This window comes from Paenibacillus xanthanilyticus, assembly GCF_042682185.1.
Classification (GTDB): domain Bacteria; phylum Bacillota; class Bacilli; order Paenibacillales; family Paenibacillaceae; genus Paenibacillus_Z; species Paenibacillus_Z xanthanilyticus.
The window spans coordinates 1,162,841-1,181,366 of sequence record NZ_JBHUHA010000002.1; the positions used below are offsets into that span (position 1 = coordinate 1,162,841).

The window sequence follows — 18,526 nt, forward strand, 5'->3', positions numbered from 1 at the left end:
CGGTTCCCCTCCGTTTAATGGTCGTGTGCCGGCGCGGACGCCGGGTTGAAGCGAGAGAGCGCGAACAGGCTGATATCCGCGCGGTCGGCGGTGCCGTCGGCCATCTCGGCCAACAGCTCGCCGACTGCGCTTGCGAACTTGAAGCCATGGCCGGAGAAGCCGCCCGCGATCAGCACGTGCGGATGCTCCGGATGACGGTCGATAATGAAATGTTCGTCCGGCGTCATCGCGTATTTGCACGCCGAGCCGCGCAGCAGACGACCGGCCGCGCCGGGCATGAAAGCCTCGAGCGCGCCGCGCAGATCTCCCTCGTCCTCGGCGTATCGGCCGAAGGGCGCCAGCGGCTCGCCCGGCAGCCAAGGATGGCCGCCGTCGTGCCGGCCGATCTTCAGCCCCGTCCCCGCGATATCCGGGAAGCCGTAATACACGCCGCCTGCTGTCGCCATCGTGAATCCCGGGAACGTTCCTTTCCGGAAGCCGCCGCCGCTCGTCTCGAACCAGCCGACGACTTTGCGAAGAGGGCGAATCGGCAGCGGCAGGAAATCGGCCAGCCCGCCGAACCATGCGCCAGCGCAGAGAATAACTGCCTCGGCATGGTATTGGCCATGCGGCGTATATACGCTCGCGCTTCCCGCGCGGGCCGTAACGCCGGTCACCCGCGTGCCGGTCAGAAGCTTCGCGCCATGGGCCAGCGCCAGCTTCCGGTAGGCGGCTACGCAGCGCTCGCTGAACAAATAGCCGGCGTCCGGCTCGTACAGCGCCTCGAACCGATCGGGCAGCGCGAGCCCCGGCCAGCGGCGGCGGATGTCCGCCGCGTCCAGCAGCTCGGCGGATACGCCCAGCCGCGCCGCGTCCGCATATCTGCCGCGATGCGAATACACCTCCGGGTCGGCGAGGTTCAGCACGCCCGATCTCGCAAGGAGACGGTCGCCTGTCAGCGCCTCCGCCTCCTCCCACAATTGCTGGGCGCGCTGCGCAAGACGGACGTAAGCGTCGCCGCCGCTATAGGCATGGCGGATCAGCCGCGTCTCGCCGTGATGGCTGCCTTCGCCGTGCGGCGGGTCGAACGCGTCGAGCAGCAGTGCCCGGACCCCTCGCTTGGCCAGCTGGTAGCCGGCGCTCATGCCCATGGAGCCCGCACCGACGATGATGACGTCGTAGGCGCGCTCGCCGGTCGCCCTGCTCATCCGGCGAGATGCCCGCCGGCTTGGGCCGCGAAATGCGAGAGCGCCCGAACCGCCGTCCCGGCGAGGAAATCCGCCGCGACCGGCAGCGCGCGTTCGTCCAGATCGAACGACGGATGATGCCACTCGTGCGGCCCGGACGTGCCGAGGAAGACGAAGAGTCCCGGAACGAGCTGCTGATAGACCGCGAAGTCTTCGCCGGCCGGAGATGGAACGGGTACGACCGGAAGCAAGCCGAGCTGCTCCGCTTCCTGCCATGCCAGGGCAGCCAGCGCCTCGTCGTTGCGGACCGGGGGCGGCCCCTCGATCCACCTTAGCTTGGCGGTCGTGCCATATGCGGCCGCGACGCCTTCGACGATTTGGGCGAAGCGCGTCATCACGCGGCTGCGCACCTGCTCGTCGAACGTGCGGATCGTGCCCTCGAGTACGGCTTGCTCCGGGATGACGTTCCAGATCGTGCCGCTATGCAGCTTCGTCACGCTGACGACCGCGCTGTCAAGCGAGCCGACGCTGCGGCTGACGATCGACTGCAGCGCCGTCACGATATGCGCCGCTGTCACGATCGGGTCGATGCCCGCTTCGGGCACCGCGGCGTGCGAGCCGAGACCGGCCACCTCCACGATGAACCCGTCCGCGGCAGCCATAATCGGCCCGCCCTTGATGCCGATCGTGCCAACCGCAAGATCCGGCTTGTTGTGCAGGCCGAATACGGCCTGCACATCGTCCAATGCTCCGCTCTCGACCACCTTCCGCGCCCCGGACGCCTTCTCCTCCGCGGGCTGGAACAGCAGCCGGACCGTACCGGCCAGCTCCGCCTCGCGCTCCTGGAGCAGAAAAGCCGCGCCGAGCAGCGCGGCCGTGTGGAAGTCGTGGCCGCAGGCGTGCATCTTGCCCGGATGCTCGGACGCGAACGGCAGCCCGGTCTCCTCCTGGATGGGCAGGGCGTCGATGTCCGCGCGCAGGGCGATGATCGGTCCCGGGCGCTGGCCCCCAATCTCCGCGACCAACCCCGTGCGGAGGGGATATGCCGCGATGCGGATGCCGGCGGCTTCCAGCCATCTGCGAATCCGTGCCGTCGTCTCGAACTCCTCGTGGGACAGCTCGGGGTAACGGTGCAGCTCCCGCCGGATCTCCGACAGGCGCCCCGACAGGGCCGCCGCGCTGCGAAGCGTCGTTTCCTTGCTCATATCGCCCTCTCCTCGCTTTGCTTTATGCCGTCACTTCGGCGAACGCCTCGCTCAGCAATTCATAGGAGCGCACCCGCTTCTCGTACGGGGCGACGTTGGCCGTGACGATGAATTCGTCGACGCCGGTCGCTTCCTGCAGCTCCAGCAGCTTCGCCCGCACCGTCGCCTTGGAGCCGGCCGCGATCAGCGGCGATTTCTCCTCGATCGTGTACGGTTCTCCGGACTGCCGCCCGTATTCCTCGGCTTGCTCGAGGGTGCCGAGCGTCACCTTCCGCCCGCTGGCTAAGTAGACCTTCACCAGCTTCTGGGGCGGGATGAGCTCGCGCGCCTCCTCGTCCGTGTCCGCCACGATCGCCGACAGCGCCAGAATCGTCTGCGGCGAAGCGCCGTCCGCCCCGCGGAATTCGTCCTTGTACCTTCTTACCGCCCGGACCGCCGCTTCCTCGTCCCCGCCGATGAACAGCGAGAATACGTACGGCAAACCAAGGCTTGCCGCGAGCGCGGCGCTATCCTCCGATGCGCCCAGCACGTGCAGCTCCGGCGGCGCGAGCGGAATCGGCGTCGCCGCAAGTCCCGCCAGCGGATCGCTCTCTTCAAGCTCGCCCGTCAGATACCGCCGCAGCCCGATGATTTTGTCCGTGAGCGGCTCCGGGTTCGCAACGCCCCGCTGCAAGGCTTGGGTGCTGCGGGGAAGACCGCCCGGCGCGCGGCCCACGCCCAGATCGACGCGCCCCGGCGCGAGCGACGCGAGGACGTTGAAGTTCTCCGCCACCTTGTACGGGCTGTAATGCTGCAGCATGATGCCGCCGGAGCCGACGCGGATGCGGTTCGTCTTCGCCAGCAGGTAGGCGATCAGCACCTCCGGGGACGAGCCGGCCAGATGCTCCGAATCGTGGTGCTCCGCGACCCAGTATCGGCGGTAGCCGAGCGCCTCCGCCCGCTGGGCCAGCGCCACCGTCTTCGCCAGCGCGTCCGCGCCCGTTTCGCCCGGATAGATCGGGCTTTGATCTAATATGCTTAATGAGACGCTCATCCTCATTCCTCCTAAATCGTGTAGCTCGCCTCTGGCGTGAGCCGCTTCAGAAATTGCTTCGTCCGCTCTTCTTTCGGATTGCCGAACAGCTGCGCGGGCGGCCCCTCCTCGACGATGACCCCTTCATCCATGAAGACGACGCGGTTCGCCACGTCCTGCGCGAAGCCCATCTCGTGCGTCACGATGATCATCGTGATGCCCTCCTTCGCGATGCGCCGGATGACGGCGAGCACTTCGCCGACCAGCTCCGGGTCGAGCGCCGACGTCGGCTCGTCGAACAGAATCACTTCCGGCTCGAGCGCGAGCGCCCTGGCGATGCCGACGCGCTGCTGTTGACCGCCGGAGAGCCGGCTCGGATACGCGTCCAGCTTCGCGCCGAGGCCGACCTTCTCCAGCAGGGCGATGCCCCGCTTGCGCGCCTCGTCCTTGTTCATTTTTTTCACGACGACGAGGCCTTCAATTACGTTCTCAAGCGCGGTCTTGTGGCTGAACAGATTGTATTGCTGGAACACCATCGCGGAGCGCCGGCGCAGCGCATGGATGTCCTTCTTCCCGGCGCGCCTGGCATCCAGCGTCTGATCGCCGATGCGAATTTCGCCCTCGCCCGGCTTCTCCAAATAATTGATGCATCGGAGCAGCGTCGTTTTGCCCGAACCGCTCGGCCCGAGAATCGCGACGACCTCGCCTTTCCCGACGCTCAGATCGATGCCCTTCAGCACTTCGTTGCGCCCGAAGCTCTTGCGGATGCCGCTTAATCGAATCATGCTACCCCTCCTCTGCTGTACAGGCTGATTCGCCGCTCGATTGCCCCCGCGATCCGCTCGATGACGATCGTGAGTCCCCAGAAGATAATCGCGACCGCCAAATACGCCTCGAAATATTTCCAGTTCGTCGACGCGACGATCTGCGCCTTCGCGTTCAGATCGACGACCGATACGGTGAATGCGAGCGTCGACCCATGCAGCATGCCGATGACGGAATTGGTCAGGTTCGGCAGCGCGGCCGCGACGGCCTGCGGGAACACGATGCGCCGCAGCGCCTGCGGCACCGTCATGCCGACCGACAGCGCCGCTTCCATCTGGCCGCGGTCGATCGCCAGCAGGCCGGAGCGCACGACCTCGGACATATAAGCGCCCGCCGTAATCGAGAAAGAGACGAATGCGAACGTGATCATCGGCACCTTCGCCGAATTCCAGCCGAGATCCAGCTGTGCGGACAGCGCGTCGATCAGCAGCGGCAGGCTGAAATAAATGAGCAGCAAATGCACAAGCATCGGCGTACCCCGGATAAACGTCACGTAGCTGCTCGCGAGCTGCGCCAGCACCGGAATGCGGTACAAGCGCGCCAGCGCCGTCGCCGTGCCGATGACGAAACCGCACGTAACGGAGACCAGCGTCAGAATAAGCGTCGTCGGAATCGCGGGCAGCAGCCCGACGAACGCGGTCCAGATAAAGGATAGGTCAAGCTTCATATCTCGGCACCTCCTTGCCGCTCAATTCCGGGGACAGCTCGCGCAGCGGCTTGCGTCCGCGCCATATCCGCCAGCCTCGCTCCCGATCCGGCGTATCTCGCCGCAGGTGACGCTGCAGCCTGCGCTCGAAGAGCAGCAAGACGCGCTCGAGCGTGAAGCTGACCGCCAAGTAGATGATGGCCAGCGCGATATACGTCTCCATGAAATGGCGGGTCAGCGTGCCGAGCGTCTGCGCTTTGCCTGTCAGCTCCATCACGCCCAGCGCGAAGGCAAGCGACGTCTCCTTCAGCATGGCGATGACCAGATTCGCGAATACCGGCACGGCCGTCGCCAGCGCCTGCGGCAGCACGATGCGCGCGAACGATTGGTAGCCCGTCATGCCGACCGAGTAGGCCGCCTCTACCTGCCCCCGGTCTACGGCCGTCACGGCAGCGCGGATGATCTCCGCGATCGTCGCGCCGGCGTTCAGGCCGAACGTGACGATGACGAAGAACAGCACCGGCGCCTTGGTCACGTCGATATGCACGAGCTTCAGCAGCTCCGGCAGCCCGTAATAGAACAGGAACAGCTGGATGAGAATCGGCGTACCCCGGAAGAACGACACGTATACCTGGGAAAGCCGCTGCAGCACCGGCACCTTGTACAGCCGGGGGAGCGCAGCCAGCAGGCCGACGACGAGCCCGATCCCGATCGCGCCCGCCACGATCGCCAGCGTCAGGTGCAGCACCTGCAGCAGCTTGGGGATAAAATCGAAAATGTAGGTGATATCGAAGCCATACTCCATCCGTCGCTCTCACCTTTCTCGTCTAAGTAAGGTTACGCTACTTGACCGTATCTCCCGTAAAGTCGCTGCCCAGCCATTCCTCGCTCAGCTTGCCGAGCGTGCCGTCCGACTTGATTTCCGTCAGCGCGCCGTCGATCGCGTCCGCGAGCTTCTGCGCTTCCGGTTCGTCCTTGCGGAAAATAAACAGGATATCCGCCTCGGACAGCGGTTCCCCGACCGTCTTCAGCTTCTTCTGCGGGTCTTCCAGCGCCAGCGAGAAATCGGCGCCGATCGTCGCGTCGACGCGGCCGCTCGCGATCTGGTTGATCGTATCGTTGGCAGCGCTGCCCTCATAGACGATCTCGATCTTCTTGTCGTGATCCTTGTTGTAATTCTCGAGAATCTGATTGCCCGCGCTCGTCGGACTCGTAATCGCCTTCTTGCCGGCGAGGTCATCCAGCGTCTTGACCGAATCGTTGTCCTTCGCGACGATGATCCGGTTGCGCCAGTGGGCGTACGGCACTTTGTTGAACAGATACTTCTGCTCGCGCTCCGGATTCTTCTCCATCTCGTGCGCCACGAAGTCGATCTTCTTCGTCTCCAGGCTCAGCAGCAGGTTCGAGAACTCCATCGTCTGGAATTCGAACTCGTATTCCGCCAGCCGCTCGTCGATCTCGCGCACCAGCTCCACGTCGAAGCCGGTCAGCTTGCCGTTCTCGTCGATGAAGCAAATTTGCGGAAATTCCGTGCCGGTGCCCACAATGATCTTCTTCGCCTCGCCGCCGGCTTTCGCATTGTCGCCCGATGCCGTCGCCGATGCGTTCACCGCGTTATTGCCGCCCTCGTTTTTGCTCGAACCGCACCCCGTTACGACCAGCGTCAAAGATAGCGCGGCCGCAGCCGCCGTCAACATTTTTCTCTTCATCATCCATGCCCCTCCATATTTGGCCAACGACCGCGCCCATGATCGGGTCGACTTGCCGTTTCGCCGTTTCTTATTGGTTTGGTGTAGTCATTGGGTCGCGTTCGCGGTCCGCAAGCTCTGCGCTTGCGGCATGGCTCGGGTCGCAAGCGCGCGCTCGACGCCCGCTAATGCCCGGCCGCCTGCCGCCGATCCCCGTTTCGCCGCGCGAACAGATCCGGGTCGATCACCTTGCGAAGCAAATGCATCGTGCCGTCCCCGTTGCCGGGGTCGAACGCGTGGATGCTCTCGTAGCCCCGGCGCAGGTACATCGGCAGCAGCCAAGGATGACGCTCCGCCGTGCCGAGCGTCACCGCCGGCTCGCCGACCCGCTCGCGGATGACCTCGTATTCCACCCACGTCAGCAGCTTGTCGCCATACCCTTTGCCTTGTTCGTCCGGATGAACCGCGAACCATTTGATGAACGGATAGTCCGTAAAATCCTTCACTTCGTTCCCCTTGGACAGCGTAATCGTCGCCTTAATGACGCCGTCCGCTTCCAGCACGTAGCATTCGTTCCGAATGATGTTATCTCTCACTAACGCGACGTCCGCATGGGCTGCCGGCCAGCTCAGCTTCAGCTCCCGAATGAGCGAATACGCCTCATAGATAACCTCCCGAAGCCGGGCGGCATCGTCCACGCCTGCCAAACGGAACACTTCCCCCATGACTTCACCCCTTCTATCTGGATAAACATAATTCCCATGTGTTTAATGGGATTTAGGATGTTATTACTGTATCACCGCCTCTTCCCGGCGCGCTAATAGAGTTTCTCTATAGATGGATTGAAGAATGGCACAAAGCTGGGCAGATGGCGGTCTGCACAGCTTTGTGCCTTGGAAAATTGGATTGCCCATGGCAAATTGGTTTGAGCAGGCAAATTGGTTTGAGCAGGCAAATTGGTTTGAGCAGCGGTTAAGCTGCTCAGCATTTTGCCAACGAGGTTAAACTGCTCAGCATTTTGCCACAGTTGATAAACTGGGCAGCATTTTGACAACAGCACAAAGCTGGGCGGATGTCCTTCCTCACAGCTTTGTGCCTTGCCCATCAAATACTATACATGCTCTCTTTCGCCATAATCGCATGGATGAACTCCTCGTTCTCGCCAGTCAGGGCAATCAAGTTCGTATACAGGGAGATGCCCTTGGTCTCCTCAATCTCGACCGGGATGAGATTTCCCCGCTCCTCCTCCTCCTGGGCGCACAGGCCGGGCAGGAAGCAGATGCCCGCCTTCTGAAGCACGAGCTTCTTGGCGGTCTCGGAGTTGTCGGCGTGGAACGCGATATGCGGCTTGTGCTCGAGATGCTCGAAGACGCGATGCAGCCGCAGCCAATCGAGCGAGCCGCACTCGAAGAAGACGAGCGTCTGATGGCGAATTTCGCTGATCGTCACCCGGCGCGTCCGGGCGAACGGATGTCCTTCATAGACATAGAGCCGGATCGGATCTTCATAGAATGGATAGGATTGCAGCGAGGGATGGCTGAGCTTGCGCACGAACGCGAGATCGATCTCGCGGTCGAGCAGCTTTTTGACCAGCTCGTCGGACGGCGCGGTCGTCAGCTTGAATGCAAGCTCCGGGAACTGGCGGCGCAGCTGGGGAAGAATATCCGGGATTAAATAGTTCGACACCGACACCGTGCTGCCGATGCGCAGCTCTTGGGGACGGACGACTCGGTCCTGCAAGTGGAGCCGGCCTTTCTGGATCGTCTGGAGAATTTGCTGGGCATAAGGCAGGAACTGCTTGCCTTTCTCCGTCAGCATGATTTGCTTGCCTTGGCGGTCGAACAGCTTGCAGTCCAGCTCGCGCTCGAGCGTCTGAATGCGGGCGGTCACCGACGGCTGGGACAAGAATAACACTTCGGCCGCCTTGTTGAAGCTGCCGTAATGGTTGACGTACACGAAGGCTTCGATGTTCTCGATATTCATGCGCGGATCCCTCCTTGGAATGAATGGGCACGATAGAAGTTTTCAATTCCAGCATTGAAATTAACTTTATCATATAGGAATAGTTGGGATTTTGGAATATAGTAGGCGTATAAAAAATGTAAAGGGGGACGCGCATGCGTAATGCCGTGATTGAAGTGCGAGATGCGAGGGAGGAGGATCGGGACGGCTTCATCGACGTGCTGCTGGCCGCATACGGCCAATACGCGGATGTGCTGCCTGCCGGACGCTGGGAAACGTATCGGGCTTCGCTCCGCGCATCGTTCGATGAAGGACGGCCGATCGCCCGCATCGTCGCCGTGCTGGAAGGACGGCTCATCGGCAGCCTGCAGCTGTTCGGCTCATCAGAGGAAGCCTACGGCATGCCGGAGCTGAACATTCGCAACCCGGTCTTTCGTTATTTGGCGGTCGCCCCCGAGGCCAGAGGCCGCGGCGTGGCCACGCTGCTCATCCGCGAGGCGATCCGCCGCGCCAAGGCGCTCGGCGCCGATCGGCTGAATCTCCATACGACCGACTTGATGCAGGATGCGATCCGACTATACGAGCGGCTAGGCTTCGAACGAGCCAGCGAGACCGATATGACGGGCGGAGAAGCGGTCGTGAAAGGCTATCGGCTCGAGCTGAACGAGGCGGCGCTGCGGATATAGACGATAAGCTCACACGCCATCGGCAATCGCCGGCGCGGGCCGGCGAGAGCGGACGCCGCTTCGCAGTCGTGGCCGGCGAGGTGCGCAATCTTGCCGCTCAAGTCGCGGATTGCGCGGAGAACATTACGATGCGGAGGAAATCGCGCAGAGCGCGAGCCAGCTCGGCGAAATCGCCTGACAGCTCGACGAGCGGATGAATCGTTTCGAGCTGTAAGTGCTTCAAATGCAACACGAATACCGCCGCGGCGATCCGCGGCGGTTTTTTCGATTGGCGCGAATCGCCGCCGGGTCATTCCGACTCCTCGCCGCCGAAGACTAAGTTTTCATCGCTAGTTTGTGCCGATCCGGCGTATGCGGCGGCTGCTCCATCCAGCCGTTCTCGATCATCAGATTGCCCCCGTCTTCGGCGTAGTTGCCGGTCTGAACCAACAGTTTGGCGTATAGGGCCCCCAAATCATGTCTCGGACTGACCGCGATCGAGTCTCCGAAATTACGCACCTTGGCCGAGGACAGACTCGTGACGAAAAAGTGCATCAGTCTATCCGAGAACGGCGGGACCGTGCTGGCGGTTATCGTATATTGCGAAGGCAGCGTTGCCGGCAAATCCTCTTTGCGAAGCAGGTTCAGCAGGGCGTTGCCTTGCTCGATGTTGATGTTCTTGCCGCGGATAAAATAATCCCGAATCTTCTGGGATTCCGCCACCTGGGCAAAACCGGTCAGCAGCACGGCTTTGAGCGAATTGAACTGCACGTTGGCGAAAATTTGCGAGATCTCGACGCCGAGCAGAGGCCGCTTGTCCCCGAACAACCCGTTGAAGAAGCTTTGCTTAAGCACGATCTCCTTCTCGCTCGGCGGCATATACGGAGGTCGGATATACAACCCTTTGCGCTGCATGATCTCCGTCATTTCGTTCGACAGCTCGGCCGTGTCGAACAGGAACTTCGTGATCGCTTTCCGCACGTCAGGCCTCGAAGTATTCGGAAGCGTAATGGCATAATAGATTATGCCGACCTTCAACATCATATCCATGAACTCAATGTAGTAATTGTCCGAATATAGCCGAGGGGCGCCTTTGTTCACATCCTGCTCGTTAAATGCAAAGGGCAGCGGATGTCTTTCCGGCTTATATACTTCCACGACGTAATCCGAGATTTCCACGGCAAGATTGTCACATTGCTTTAAAATGCCGCGGACTTCTTTATCTTCGACGGTCGCCAAAAAATGGCTCAGCAAGCAATGTGAAAGCGTATTGGCCATGTAGAAATTCCATAGGTTCCCTACCTCTGCCGACGTTAGCGAAGTATGATGCTTCACGTTGGATGCCTCCCGATGCGGGTCGTTGTTCCCTAAAATGCCCTACTCCCGCAAAAAGCATACTTTTCGTCATGCTTTTCTTGCTATAGACGGGGAGCGTTGCATGGCGCGCTTCAGTAGTCGGCACCCGATACCGCGTCACCGCCGACGACTAGACAGAACCCTTGTCCTTCCGGGACGCGGCAAGCAGCCCTTCGTGCACCGCCGCTTGACTCGCCGCTCGGCCGATCCCGGCAGACATTTGCCATGAAACGAAAAAAAAACCGCTCGATCGAGCGGCTCTCCCGGCAGGGAATGACGAGATTTCGCATTCCCGTCATTCCTATCTTTCTTCATCATCGCGAACTTACTCGCCGTACGCCACCCGAACCGGCAGCCCGCTCTGTGCCGAGCGCAGCGCCGCATGCGTCACCGCCATCGTCCTCGCCGCGTCCGCATACGACGAACGAATGCCCGAGACGTCGCCCGTTCGCACGGCCCGGATGAACGCTTCGTTCTCCCGCTCGTACGGATTGCCCGCGTTCCGATGCTCGGTCAGCACGCCCTTCTCCGTCACGATCAGCTTGTCTGGCCGCACTTCAACCTGTCCTTGCGCGGTGTAGACGGTCAGGCCGACCTGACCGCCTTCCGGCAGGATGCACGTGTTGGAGATCGTCGCGACGGCGCCGCTCGCCAGCTTCATCGTCACGGTGCCCACGTCGTGGACAGTCACGCCCTCGTGCCGTTCGTGCATCGCGCGCTGCGCGAAGGCGGCGTATACCTCCTCCACCTCGCCGAGCAAATAACGCAGCAGGTCGACGATATGCGTCGTCTGCTCGATGAATTGGCCCCCGGAGCCCTCCTGCTTGCGCCACCAGTACACCTGCGGCATGTCGCCCATCCAATACCCGAGCGCCATGCCGGCCGTCCGGTCGCGAAGCAGGTCCGCCGCTCTCGAAGCCGCGTCCGCATACCGGAAGTGGTAGCCGACGGACGTCGTCAATCCGGCTTTCTTCACCGCCTCGGCGATCGCAAGCGGCTCCCCCATGCCGGTGCCGAGCGGCTTCTCGACGAGGAACGGAATGCCCCGCTCGATGAGCTGCCGCTCGATATCGCCGTGCGCGAAGGGCGGTACGCAAATATACACCGCGTCCGGCTTGGCTTGATCGAGCATCTGCTCCACGCTCGCATACGGCTTGGACGACGCGTAGCGCAGCGCGGACTGCTCCGCCTTCGCGAGACTGGATCCCGCGAACGCGTTCACGGCGACCCCGTCCATACGGGTTAAAATATCGGCGTGCACGTTGCTGAACCAGCCAGTCCCAATAATCCCCACATTCAACGTCATGATTCCCCTCATCCTCTCGCTATTTCGTACAACGCAGCCTCCGGGACATGGCGTGCCGGAGGCTCGGATACGTTGCGTATTGAAAGCCCGCAAGCCTTATTACCCGGCTTGGGTCAGGCGTAATTTATGCGGTCAGTTCGCCGCTCTCCCGCTTTGCTTCCCGGCGCGGTACCGAAAAGTTAAGCAGCAGGAAGCCGGCGACGAATACGATCGTGCCCAAGATGACGATCCACGTTATCGGCTCGCGGAAGAACAGGTACGCCCACAGGATCGTGAACAGCACCGAGCAGTTGCCGACGATCGCCACGATCGCGAAGGGCACCTTCTTCATCGCCTCGGCGAACCACAGAAAACTCAGTCCCGTGATCACGCCGAGCAGAAGCAAGGCGATCCAGGCGGCAGCCGTCCACTCGCCGGTTATGCCCTCCGACTGGAAAGGCAGCGGCAGCGCGCACAGCGCGGCGCTCCACAGAAACACCGAGAAGTTCAGATTGCCCGCGTCCATGGTGCGCACGAGGACGCGCTGGCTCAGAATATGCACGGCCGCGCCGATGCCCGCGAGCGTGAACAGCAGCGTCGTGAGCGCGCCGCCGCCAAGCAGCAGCCCGATCGGCATGCCGTTCCAGCCGACGATAAGCACCCCTGTCACGCAGAGCGCGGAGGCGATCCAGCCGCGCGGCGTAATTCGCTCGCCGAGCATGAAGCGCGCCGCCAATAGCAGCGTGATCGTCTGCGCCGGCTGCACGAGAATGTCCGCGTAGGCGTACCCGATCGCGATCGCGATATTCTCGAATAGGTAGTTCAGCGACTTGCCGATCGCCCCGATCCAGATCCAGGGAAGCGCCGCCCGAAGCGAGAGCTTGCGATCTCTCAGCAGCAAATAAACGCCGAGGAAGACGACGCCGAGGAAGAATCGCGCGAACGTGATGAGCCAACTGTCCGCCACGCTCGAAGCCAGCTTGACGAGAATGCCGACGAAGCTCCACGAGAGCGTCGCCAGCAGAAGCAGCACATAGCTCACAAGTTAGCGGCCCAGCTGCTCGCGCCACTTGTAACGGGGCTGCCACCCGAGCAGGCGCTTCGCCTTCTCGCTGCTGAGCAGCGACTCATGGCCGGACAGCTCGGCGCGGAAGTCGGTCACGCCCGGGTACCGGGCGGCCATGAGTTCGCGGCTCGGGATGTCCATGCTCGATTCGTCCGCCGCAAGGTTGAGCGCGACCGATCCGAGCCCTTCCGCCTCGACGGCCAGCCGGCACGCTTCCGCTGCGTCGCGCGTGTCGATGTAGCTCCACAGGATGCGCTCGCGTTCCTCCGGCTTATGGATGAACGACGGGAACCGCTCGTACCATTCCGGCGGAATGACGTTGCCAAGGCGCAGCGACACGACCTGCATGCCCGTGCGGCGGTGGAACATGTCCGCCGTCGCCTCGTTCACGATCTTGGACAGCCCATAGCTGTCCTGCGGCAGCTGAGGGTGCGCCTCGTCCATCGGCACGTACGCAGGACTAAGCGGATGCACCGCGAAGCAGATGCCGTAGGACGACTCGCTCGAGGCGATAACCGCCTTGCGGATGCCCAGTCCGGCCGCCGCCTCCAGCACGTTGTACGTCGTCATGACGTTGTTGCGGAACGTCACCTCCGGCGAGGTCATGCCCGCCCTCGGAATCGCCGCCATATGCACGACCGCGTCCGCGCCAGCCAGCGCTCCGTACGTCTGGCCAAGATCCTCCAGATCGATCGTCAGCGAGGGGCATACCGCCTCTTCGGGTGGACGGGTGTCCACGCTCAGCACCTCATAGCCTTGCTCGATAAAATGTTTGACGACCCACCGGCCCAGCATCCCGCTTCCGCCCGTTACAACTACCTTTGCCATTGTGCGCTCTCCTTGTCTGATGAAGAATAGAATTTATGCCAAGATCTCGTCGATTCGCTTGAGCGTCTCCTCGCTCAGCTCGATGCCGGACGCCTTCGCGTTCTCGGTCACCTGCTCCGGACGGCTCGCGCCGACGAGCGCGCTCGCCACGTTCGGCTGACGCAGGATCCAAGCCAGCGCCAGGTTGCCCACGGTGATGTCGAGCTCGGCCGCGACGCCTTCGAGCGCGCGCACCTTCAAGATTTTCTCCTCGGTGATGCCATTGCGCATCCACTCGAGCCTCGCCGCGCGGCTGCCTTCCGGGATGGCGGACGCCGACGTGTATTTGCCGGTCAGAAGCCCTTGCGCCAGCGGCGAGAACACGACCTGACCGATGCCGGCGCGTTCGCCGAGCGGGATGACTTCCTTCTCGATGTAGCGCTCGAACATGTTGTAGATCGGCTGATTCACGACGATCCGATCCAGCAGATAGCGATCCGCGACGCCGAGCGCCTCCGCCATCTGGGCGGCTTGCCATTCGCTCACCCCGACGTACAGCACTTTGCCTTGGCGAACGAGATCATCCAGCGCGCGCAGCGTCTCTTCGAGCCGCGTCTCCGGGTCGTAGCGATGGCAGTAATAGATGTCCACGTAATCGTGGCCGAGCCGCTTGAGGCTGGCGTCCGCCTGCTCGAGGATATGTTTGCGGGAGAGGCCGCGGTCGTTCGGACCGTCGCCCATCTGGCCGAACACCTTCGTCGCCAGCACGTAGGAATGCCGTGGATACGCTTTCAACGTTTCGCCGACGAGCTCTTCCGCCGCGCCCCGCTCGTACACGTTGGCCGTGTCGAAGAAATTGATGCCAAGCTCGTAGGCTGTCTTGATCGCGTTCACCGCGTTCTCGCGCTCCACGTAGCCGCCGTATGTAAGCCAGCTGCCCAAGCTGATTTCGCTAACCTTGATGCCGCTCCCGCCTAATTTCCGATACTTCATGAACACAACGCCTCCTATTCATTCGTTACCAAAATCTAGTGCTACGAGATACATCAACATTCTATCCTACTTCGATGACGATGGAAATAAGTTCAACGTAAGGAAAGAGATTTGGCAAGTTCTATGTAAAACCGCCCCCGCAGTGCCGGACGTGGACGTTGGCCTTAAACGACAAAAAAAGTCCCCGGCCTGCAGTGGCCGGAGACGGTTGCGCCGCGGATAGCCGCAACGCCAATCGCGTTCCTTACGGCAGCACGTTGCCCGCCGCGCGGAAGATCGCATACCATTCCTCGCGTGTCAGCTCGACGCGGCTCGCCTTGATGCAGTCGGTCAGACGTTCGACGTTCGTCGTACCCGTCACCGGCTGCATGCGCGCCGGATGGCGGAGCAGCCATGCCATGGCGATCGTCGTGGCGCTGACTTCGTATTTGGCCGCGATCTCGTCGATGACCTCGTTCAATTCCGGAAACTTGTCGCTGCCGAGGAACACGCCCTCGAAGAAGCCGTACTGGAACGGCGACCACGGTTGAATCGTGATGTCGTGCAGACGACAGAAGTCCAGAATGCCGCCGTCGCGGTTCACCGCGGATTCGTTGGCCATGTTCACGTTGAAGCCGCTCGAAATCATCGTCGCGTTCGTAATGCTCAGCTGCAGCTGATTGGCGACCAGCGGCTGCTTCACGTATTTCTGGAGCAGCTGAATCTGCATCGGATGCTGGTTGGAGACGCCGAAGTGGCGCACCTTGCCCGAGCTGGCCAGCTGATCGAACGCTTCGGCCACTTCCTCCGGCTCGACGAGCGTATCCGGACGGTGCAGCAGCAGGACGTCCAGATAATCGGTGCGAAGACGGGACAGAATGCCGTCGACGGACGCCAGAATATGTTCCTTCGAGAAGTCGAACATGCCCTTAGCGGGACGAATGCCGCATTTGGACTGCAGGATGATGTTCTCCCTCACGCTGTCATTCATATGTATCGCATCGGCGAAAATCTCTTCGCAGGCGCCCCCGCCGTAAATATCCGCGTGATCGAAGAAATTCGCCCCCTGCTCCAAGGAAGCCTGCACGAACCGCTCCGCTTCCTTCTTCTCCAGCGAATTGATCCGCATGCAGCCAACCGCGACAACAGGCACATCCAATCCGCTCGTGCCAAGCTTGATCGTACGCATACCGTGTATCCTCCTCTTTGTGTTCACGCTCTTATCCATGCCATCATCAGGACGAAGCCATAAGGCCAACCGCATTGTCTCACAATCGCAGCGCCGAGATCAAGGACGCCGTAGGGCAACAGCCGCCCGTTCATCCCCCATTATTGTAACGAATACGTCGCCTCAGACAAGGCCGAGAACCGTTATAACGATACTTGCCCAGGCAAGGCGAATCGGCCGCATGCTCTAAGCAATTAACCCCGTCGGCCGCCCGACGGGGTTTTACCAGCTGTAGCCTTTGCCGCTGTGACGATACATCCATACGAAATACGTCCGCGACATTAAGTACGTGAGCAAGAGCGTTATCCATGTATAGTAACCGTTCCAGTGCACGAAACGGATCAACTCCGTATTGCGCTCGATCATGACTTCCAAGATCGTCATCGCGGTCGGAAAAGCGAGGATCCATGCCCATCTCTTCCATCTTGCCGACCTTGTCGGATAGCGAAGATTGAAAATGACGCACAGGGATGGATAGATAAAATATTCGAACGAAAAACTCGTCGCGTTCGCCCTTACGAATTCGCGAACCGGATACTCGATTAGTCCCCATTCCACGACCAGCAAGCCGAAGCTCCACGTCATCGTCTGCTTGAAGAGGAAGATGATCGTCGCCTCCCGGAGCTTGTCCTTGGGCGTGAGCCAGATCAAGGCCAGCGCGATTATGATGTCGATGGATATAAGTATCGTCCGATCGATGGCCAATTCGGACACGCCGTTCACCTCCAGTCGTGGCGGATGTTTACGCGCACACCATTATTTTGCATCAGGCAACAATTTGTATGCACATCTGTTCGGCATCCGCGCGGGCTCGACGCAAAAAAAGCGGCCAATCGGCATCATGCCGTTGACCGCCTTGCGTGGTTCAACTTGAACGAGACGAATTAATAGGCTGTCCAGCCTGCATCGGCCGTCACGACCGTGCCGTTCACGAAGCCGGAATCGTCGGAAGCAAGGAACAGCGCGACCTTCGCGATGTCCTCCGGCGTGCCTACGCGCGGATTGATCTGCATGCCCACCATGGCGCGGCTCATGCCGAATTCGTTCGGGGCCGTCATCGACGTGCCGATGTTCGTCGCGACGCCGCCCGGGGCGATCGCGTTGCAGCGAATGCCCGACGTCGCGTATTGGAAGCCGACATTCTTCGTGAAGCCGACCACCGCATGCTTCGCCGCCGTATAGGCCGCGCCTGCCCGGGAGCCGTACAAGCCGCCCGCGGAAGCCACGTTGATGATGACGCCGCTCTTCTTCTCCAGGAAGATCGGCAGCGCTTTGCGCGTCGCGCGCATCGGACCCGTCGTATTGATCGCGAAGACGCGCTCCCACAGCTCGTCCGTCAGGTCGCCTGCCGGCACGAAGTTGTCCATGATGCCCGCGTTGTTGACTAGAATGTCGACCGTGCCGTATTGCTCGACGGCCGTATCGATCATCTGCTGAATATCCGCCTCGATGGCGACGTTCGCCGCAACCGCGATCGCTTGTCCGCCTTTGCCTTCAATGCCCGCCACGACCTCCTGTGCGGATTCAAGCCGCAGGTCGGCGACGACGACTTTCGCGCCCTCGGCCGCATACAGCTCCGCGATCGCTTTGCCCATGCCCGATGCCGCGCCCGTAACGACGGCTACTTTGCCCGTAAGTTTCATGTTGAATGACCTCCTGCAAGGGATAATGTATAGGTTGTGGCATCGCGCGAGTCGGTGCCGTCTAGACGAGTAAACCAACAACTGTACAGTAGAGAACAGTTGTTAAACCGAGTATAATAGACGATTGGAAGGGGTTACAATCAGTAAAATCGGCCGATTTGACCGCTAACGCACAAATCGCGCCAAACTGTTCAATAACACGAAAAAGGAATGGAAAGGCATGCCCGACACGAAAAAAACCGACCGGCGGATTCTCCGCAGCCGCGCCGCCCTGCGTGAAGCGCTGCTCGCCCTCATGGCGGAGAAGCCGTTCACCGCGATCTCCATCACCGAGATCGTACAGCTGGCCGACTACAATCGCGGCACGTTCTACGCCAACTACGAGAGCAAGGAAGCGCTGCTCGACGACGTGCTGGACGAGCTCATCGAGAAGCTGCTTCAATCCTACCGGGCGCCTTACGAGAACGTGCAGGTGTTCAACGTTTACGAGCTGCCGGCCAATTCCGTCACGATCTTCAAGCACTTCAGCGAACATGCCGACGTCTATACGACGCTGATGAAGAGCGACGTACTCCCGCTCCTGCGCGAGCGCATGTTCTCCGCGCTCAAGCGGATTACGCAGGAAGAGCTGATCTACGAAGTGGAAGGACCGGACCGGGAGCTGCTCGCCATCTACTCGATCCACGCGCTGCTCGGCCTTGTCCTCTATTGGGTGGAGGGCGGGTTCGCCCACTCGACGTCCTATATGCAGGATCAGCTCGTGAAGATCATCAATTGGCGCCCGTCCGGCGCTCGGACCGTCGTGCCGAGGCCGAAAAGCAAGTAGGTTTGAGCGCATATAAAAACGGCCTTGTCCGCTTGCATGCGAACAAAGCCGTTCAGACCTGCGACCTTTCACGGACGCGGCTTTGGTTTCTTCTCTTCCGTACAGAGGCTTCGGCTCTACAGTCCACTTACCTGGACCGCAAAAGAGGCCGTCTCAAAAGGGTTGAAGTAAGTG

Annotated in this window: 21 protein-coding genes; 3 read left to right on the forward strand and 18 right to left on the reverse strand. The window is 61.2% G+C overall.

Annotated elements, in window-relative coordinates:
- Positions 1–14 precede the first annotated feature (14 nt).
- The 10 genes from solA to ACFSKT_RS22295 form a co-directional block, all read right to left on the reverse strand.
- A complete protein-coding gene (gene solA / locus ACFSKT_RS22250) occupies positions 15–1,187 on the reverse strand; it encodes an N-methyl-L-tryptophan oxidase (protein WP_377716428.1) in 1,173 nt (390 codons plus the stop codon).
- Positions 1,184–2,371: an amidohydrolase gene (locus tag ACFSKT_RS22255; protein WP_377716426.1), complete on the reverse strand. Its 1,188-nt coding sequence runs from the start codon at positions 2,369–2,371 to the stop codon at positions 1,184–1,186. The genes solA and ACFSKT_RS22255 overlap by 4 nt, the downstream gene beginning before the upstream one ends.
- 22 nt (positions 2,372–2,393) lie before the next feature.
- Positions 2,394–3,404 (reverse strand): LLM class flavin-dependent oxidoreductase, encoded by a 1,011-nt coding sequence (locus ACFSKT_RS22260; protein ID WP_377716424.1) that lies wholly within the window; start codon positions 3,402–3,404, stop codon positions 2,394–2,396.
- Between the two features lie 11 nt (positions 3,405–3,415).
- A complete protein-coding gene (locus ACFSKT_RS22265) occupies positions 3,416–4,168 on the reverse strand; it encodes an amino acid ABC transporter ATP-binding protein (protein ID WP_377716423.1) in 753 nt (250 codons plus the stop codon).
- Positions 4,165–4,875 (reverse strand): amino acid ABC transporter permease, encoded by a 711-nt coding sequence (locus ACFSKT_RS22270; RefSeq protein ID WP_377716421.1) that lies wholly within the window; start codon positions 4,873–4,875, stop codon positions 4,165–4,167. The genes ACFSKT_RS22265 and ACFSKT_RS22270 overlap by 4 nt, the downstream gene beginning before the upstream one ends.
- Positions 4,865–5,659: an amino acid ABC transporter permease gene (locus ACFSKT_RS22275; protein ID WP_377716419.1), complete on the reverse strand. Its 795-nt coding sequence runs from the start codon at positions 5,657–5,659 to the stop codon at positions 4,865–4,867. Before ACFSKT_RS22275 ends, ACFSKT_RS22270 begins: the two co-directional genes overlap by 11 nt.
- 37 nt (positions 5,660–5,696) lie before the next feature.
- Complete coding sequence (locus ACFSKT_RS22280) at positions 5,697–6,563, reverse strand: transporter substrate-binding domain-containing protein (RefSeq protein ID WP_377716632.1); 867 nt, start codon at positions 6,561–6,563, stop codon at positions 5,697–5,699.
- A gap of 164 nt (positions 6,564–6,727) precedes the next feature.
- Positions 6,728–7,267: a GNAT family N-acetyltransferase gene (locus ACFSKT_RS22285; protein ID WP_377716418.1), complete on the reverse strand. Its 540-nt coding sequence runs from the start codon at positions 7,265–7,267 to the stop codon at positions 6,728–6,730.
- A gap of 92 nt (positions 7,268–7,359) precedes the next feature.
- Positions 7,360–7,647 (reverse strand): hypothetical protein, encoded by a 288-nt coding sequence (locus ACFSKT_RS22290; RefSeq protein ID WP_377716416.1) that lies wholly within the window; start codon positions 7,645–7,647, stop codon positions 7,360–7,362.
- Positions 7,647–8,525, reverse strand: a complete 879-nt coding sequence (locus ACFSKT_RS22295; RefSeq protein WP_377716415.1) for a LysR family transcriptional regulator — start codon at positions 8,523–8,525, stop codon at positions 7,647–7,649. The genes ACFSKT_RS22290 and ACFSKT_RS22295 overlap by 1 nt, the downstream gene beginning before the upstream one ends.
- Positions 8,526–8,659: 134 nt before the next feature.
- Here ACFSKT_RS22295 and ACFSKT_RS22300 point away from each other — a divergent pair, with 134 nt between their 5' ends.
- Positions 8,660–9,190 (forward strand): GNAT family N-acetyltransferase, encoded by a 531-nt coding sequence (locus ACFSKT_RS22300; protein ID WP_377716413.1) that lies wholly within the window; start codon positions 8,660–8,662, stop codon positions 9,188–9,190.
- Entirely contained in the window at positions 9,187–9,387 is a 201-nt protein-coding gene (locus tag ACFSKT_RS22305) for a methyl-accepting chemotaxis protein (RefSeq protein ID WP_377776386.1), read from the forward strand. The genes ACFSKT_RS22300 and ACFSKT_RS22305 overlap by 4 nt, the downstream gene beginning before the upstream one ends.
- A 118-nt stretch (positions 9,388–9,505) precedes the next feature.
- Here ACFSKT_RS22305 and ACFSKT_RS22310 read toward each other — a convergent pair whose 3' ends face one another.
- The 8 genes from ACFSKT_RS22310 to ACFSKT_RS22345 form a co-directional block, all read right to left on the reverse strand.
- Complete coding sequence (locus ACFSKT_RS22310; protein WP_377716411.1) at positions 9,506–10,504, reverse strand: DUF3231 family protein; 999 nt, start codon at positions 10,502–10,504, stop codon at positions 9,506–9,508.
- A gap of 346 nt (positions 10,505–10,850) precedes the next feature.
- Entirely contained in the window at positions 10,851–11,831 is a 981-nt protein-coding gene (locus ACFSKT_RS22315) for a Gfo/Idh/MocA family protein (protein ID WP_377716408.1), read from the reverse strand.
- A 124-nt stretch (positions 11,832–11,955) separates the two neighbouring features.
- Entirely contained in the window at positions 11,956–12,852 is an 897-nt protein-coding gene (locus ACFSKT_RS22320; RefSeq protein ID WP_377716406.1) for a DMT family transporter, read from the reverse strand.
- 3 nt (positions 12,853–12,855) lie between these two features.
- Positions 12,856–13,704 (reverse strand): NAD-dependent epimerase/dehydratase family protein, encoded by an 849-nt coding sequence (locus ACFSKT_RS22325; protein WP_377716405.1) that lies wholly within the window; start codon positions 13,702–13,704, stop codon positions 12,856–12,858.
- A 33-nt stretch (positions 13,705–13,737) separates the two neighbouring features.
- Positions 13,738–14,676 carry an aldo/keto reductase family protein gene (locus tag ACFSKT_RS22330; protein ID WP_377716403.1) on the reverse strand — a complete coding sequence of 313 codons (939 nt, stop codon included), beginning with the start codon at positions 14,674–14,676 and terminating at the stop codon, positions 13,738–13,740.
- A 244-nt stretch (positions 14,677–14,920) separates the two neighbouring features.
- Positions 14,921–15,844 carry an aldo/keto reductase gene (locus ACFSKT_RS22335; RefSeq protein ID WP_377716401.1) on the reverse strand — a complete coding sequence of 308 codons (924 nt, stop codon included), beginning with the start codon at positions 15,842–15,844 and terminating at the stop codon, positions 14,921–14,923.
- A 261-nt stretch (positions 15,845–16,105) separates the two neighbouring features.
- A complete protein-coding gene (locus ACFSKT_RS22340) occupies positions 16,106–16,597 on the reverse strand; it encodes a CBO0543 family protein (RefSeq protein ID WP_377716400.1) in 492 nt (163 codons plus the stop codon).
- 170 nt (positions 16,598–16,767) lie between these two features.
- Entirely contained in the window at positions 16,768–17,526 is a 759-nt protein-coding gene (locus ACFSKT_RS22345) for an SDR family oxidoreductase (protein WP_377716398.1), read from the reverse strand.
- Positions 17,527–17,746: 220 nt separating this feature from the next.
- Here ACFSKT_RS22345 and ACFSKT_RS22350 point away from each other — a divergent pair, with 220 nt between their 5' ends.
- The gene (locus ACFSKT_RS22350; protein WP_377716396.1) at positions 17,747–18,352 is read left to right on the forward strand and encodes a TetR/AcrR family transcriptional regulator; all 606 of its coding nucleotides are present in this window, start codon (positions 17,747–17,749) and stop codon (positions 18,350–18,352) included.
- Positions 18,353–18,526: the final 174 nt, after the last annotated feature.

Bases quoted from the DNA above. Each gene is read 5' to 3' on its own strand.
- solA (WP_377716428.1), bottom strand. From the start codon at position 1,187: ATGAGCAGGGCGACCGGCGAGCGCGCCTACGACGTCATCATCGTCGGT.
- ACFSKT_RS22255 (WP_377716426.1), bottom strand. From the start codon at position 2,371: ATGAGCAAGGAAACGACGCTTCGCAGCGCGGCGGCCCTGTCGGGGCGC.
- ACFSKT_RS22260 (WP_377716424.1), bottom strand. From the start codon at position 3,404: ATGAGCGTCTCATTAAGCATATTAGATCAAAGCCCGATCTATCCGGGC.
- ACFSKT_RS22265 (WP_377716423.1), bottom strand. From the start codon at position 4,168: ATGATTCGATTAAGCGGCATCCGCAAGAGCTTCGGGCGCAACGAAGTG.
- ACFSKT_RS22270 (WP_377716421.1), bottom strand. From the start codon at position 4,875: ATGAAGCTTGACCTATCCTTTATCTGGACCGCGTTCGTCGGGCTGCTG.
- ACFSKT_RS22275 (WP_377716419.1), bottom strand. From the start codon at position 5,659: ATGGAGTATGGCTTCGATATCACCTACATTTTCGATTTTATCCCCAAG.
- ACFSKT_RS22280 (WP_377716632.1), bottom strand. From the start codon at position 6,563: ATGAAGAGAAAAATGTTGACGGCGGCTGCGGCCGCGCTATCTTTGACG.
- ACFSKT_RS22285 (WP_377716418.1), bottom strand. From the start codon at position 7,267: ATGGGGGAAGTGTTCCGTTTGGCAGGCGTGGACGATGCCGCCCGGCTT.
- ACFSKT_RS22290 (WP_377716416.1), bottom strand. From the start codon at position 7,647: ATGGGCAAGGCACAAAGCTGTGAGGAAGGACATCCGCCCAGCTTTGTG.
- ACFSKT_RS22295 (WP_377716415.1), bottom strand. From the start codon at position 8,525: ATGAATATCGAGAACATCGAAGCCTTCGTGTACGTCAACCATTACGGC.
- ACFSKT_RS22300 (WP_377716413.1), top strand. From the start codon at position 8,660: ATGCGTAATGCCGTGATTGAAGTGCGAGATGCGAGGGAGGAGGATCGG.
- ACFSKT_RS22315 (WP_377716408.1), bottom strand. From the start codon at position 11,831: ATGACGTTGAATGTGGGGATTATTGGGACTGGCTGGTTCAGCAACGTG.
- ACFSKT_RS22325 (WP_377716405.1), bottom strand. From the start codon at position 13,704: ATGGCAAAGGTAGTTGTAACGGGCGGAAGCGGGATGCTGGGCCGGTGG.
- ACFSKT_RS22330 (WP_377716403.1), bottom strand. From the start codon at position 14,676: ATGAAGTATCGGAAATTAGGCGGGAGCGGCATCAAGGTTAGCGAAATC.
- ACFSKT_RS22335 (WP_377716401.1), bottom strand. From the start codon at position 15,844: ATGCGTACGATCAAGCTTGGCACGAGCGGATTGGATGTGCCTGTTGTC.
- ACFSKT_RS22345 (WP_377716398.1), bottom strand. From the start codon at position 17,526: ATGAAACTTACGGGCAAAGTAGCCGTCGTTACGGGCGCGGCATCGGGC.
- ACFSKT_RS22350 (WP_377716396.1), top strand. From the start codon at position 17,747: ATGCCCGACACGAAAAAAACCGACCGGCGGATTCTCCGCAGCCGCGCC.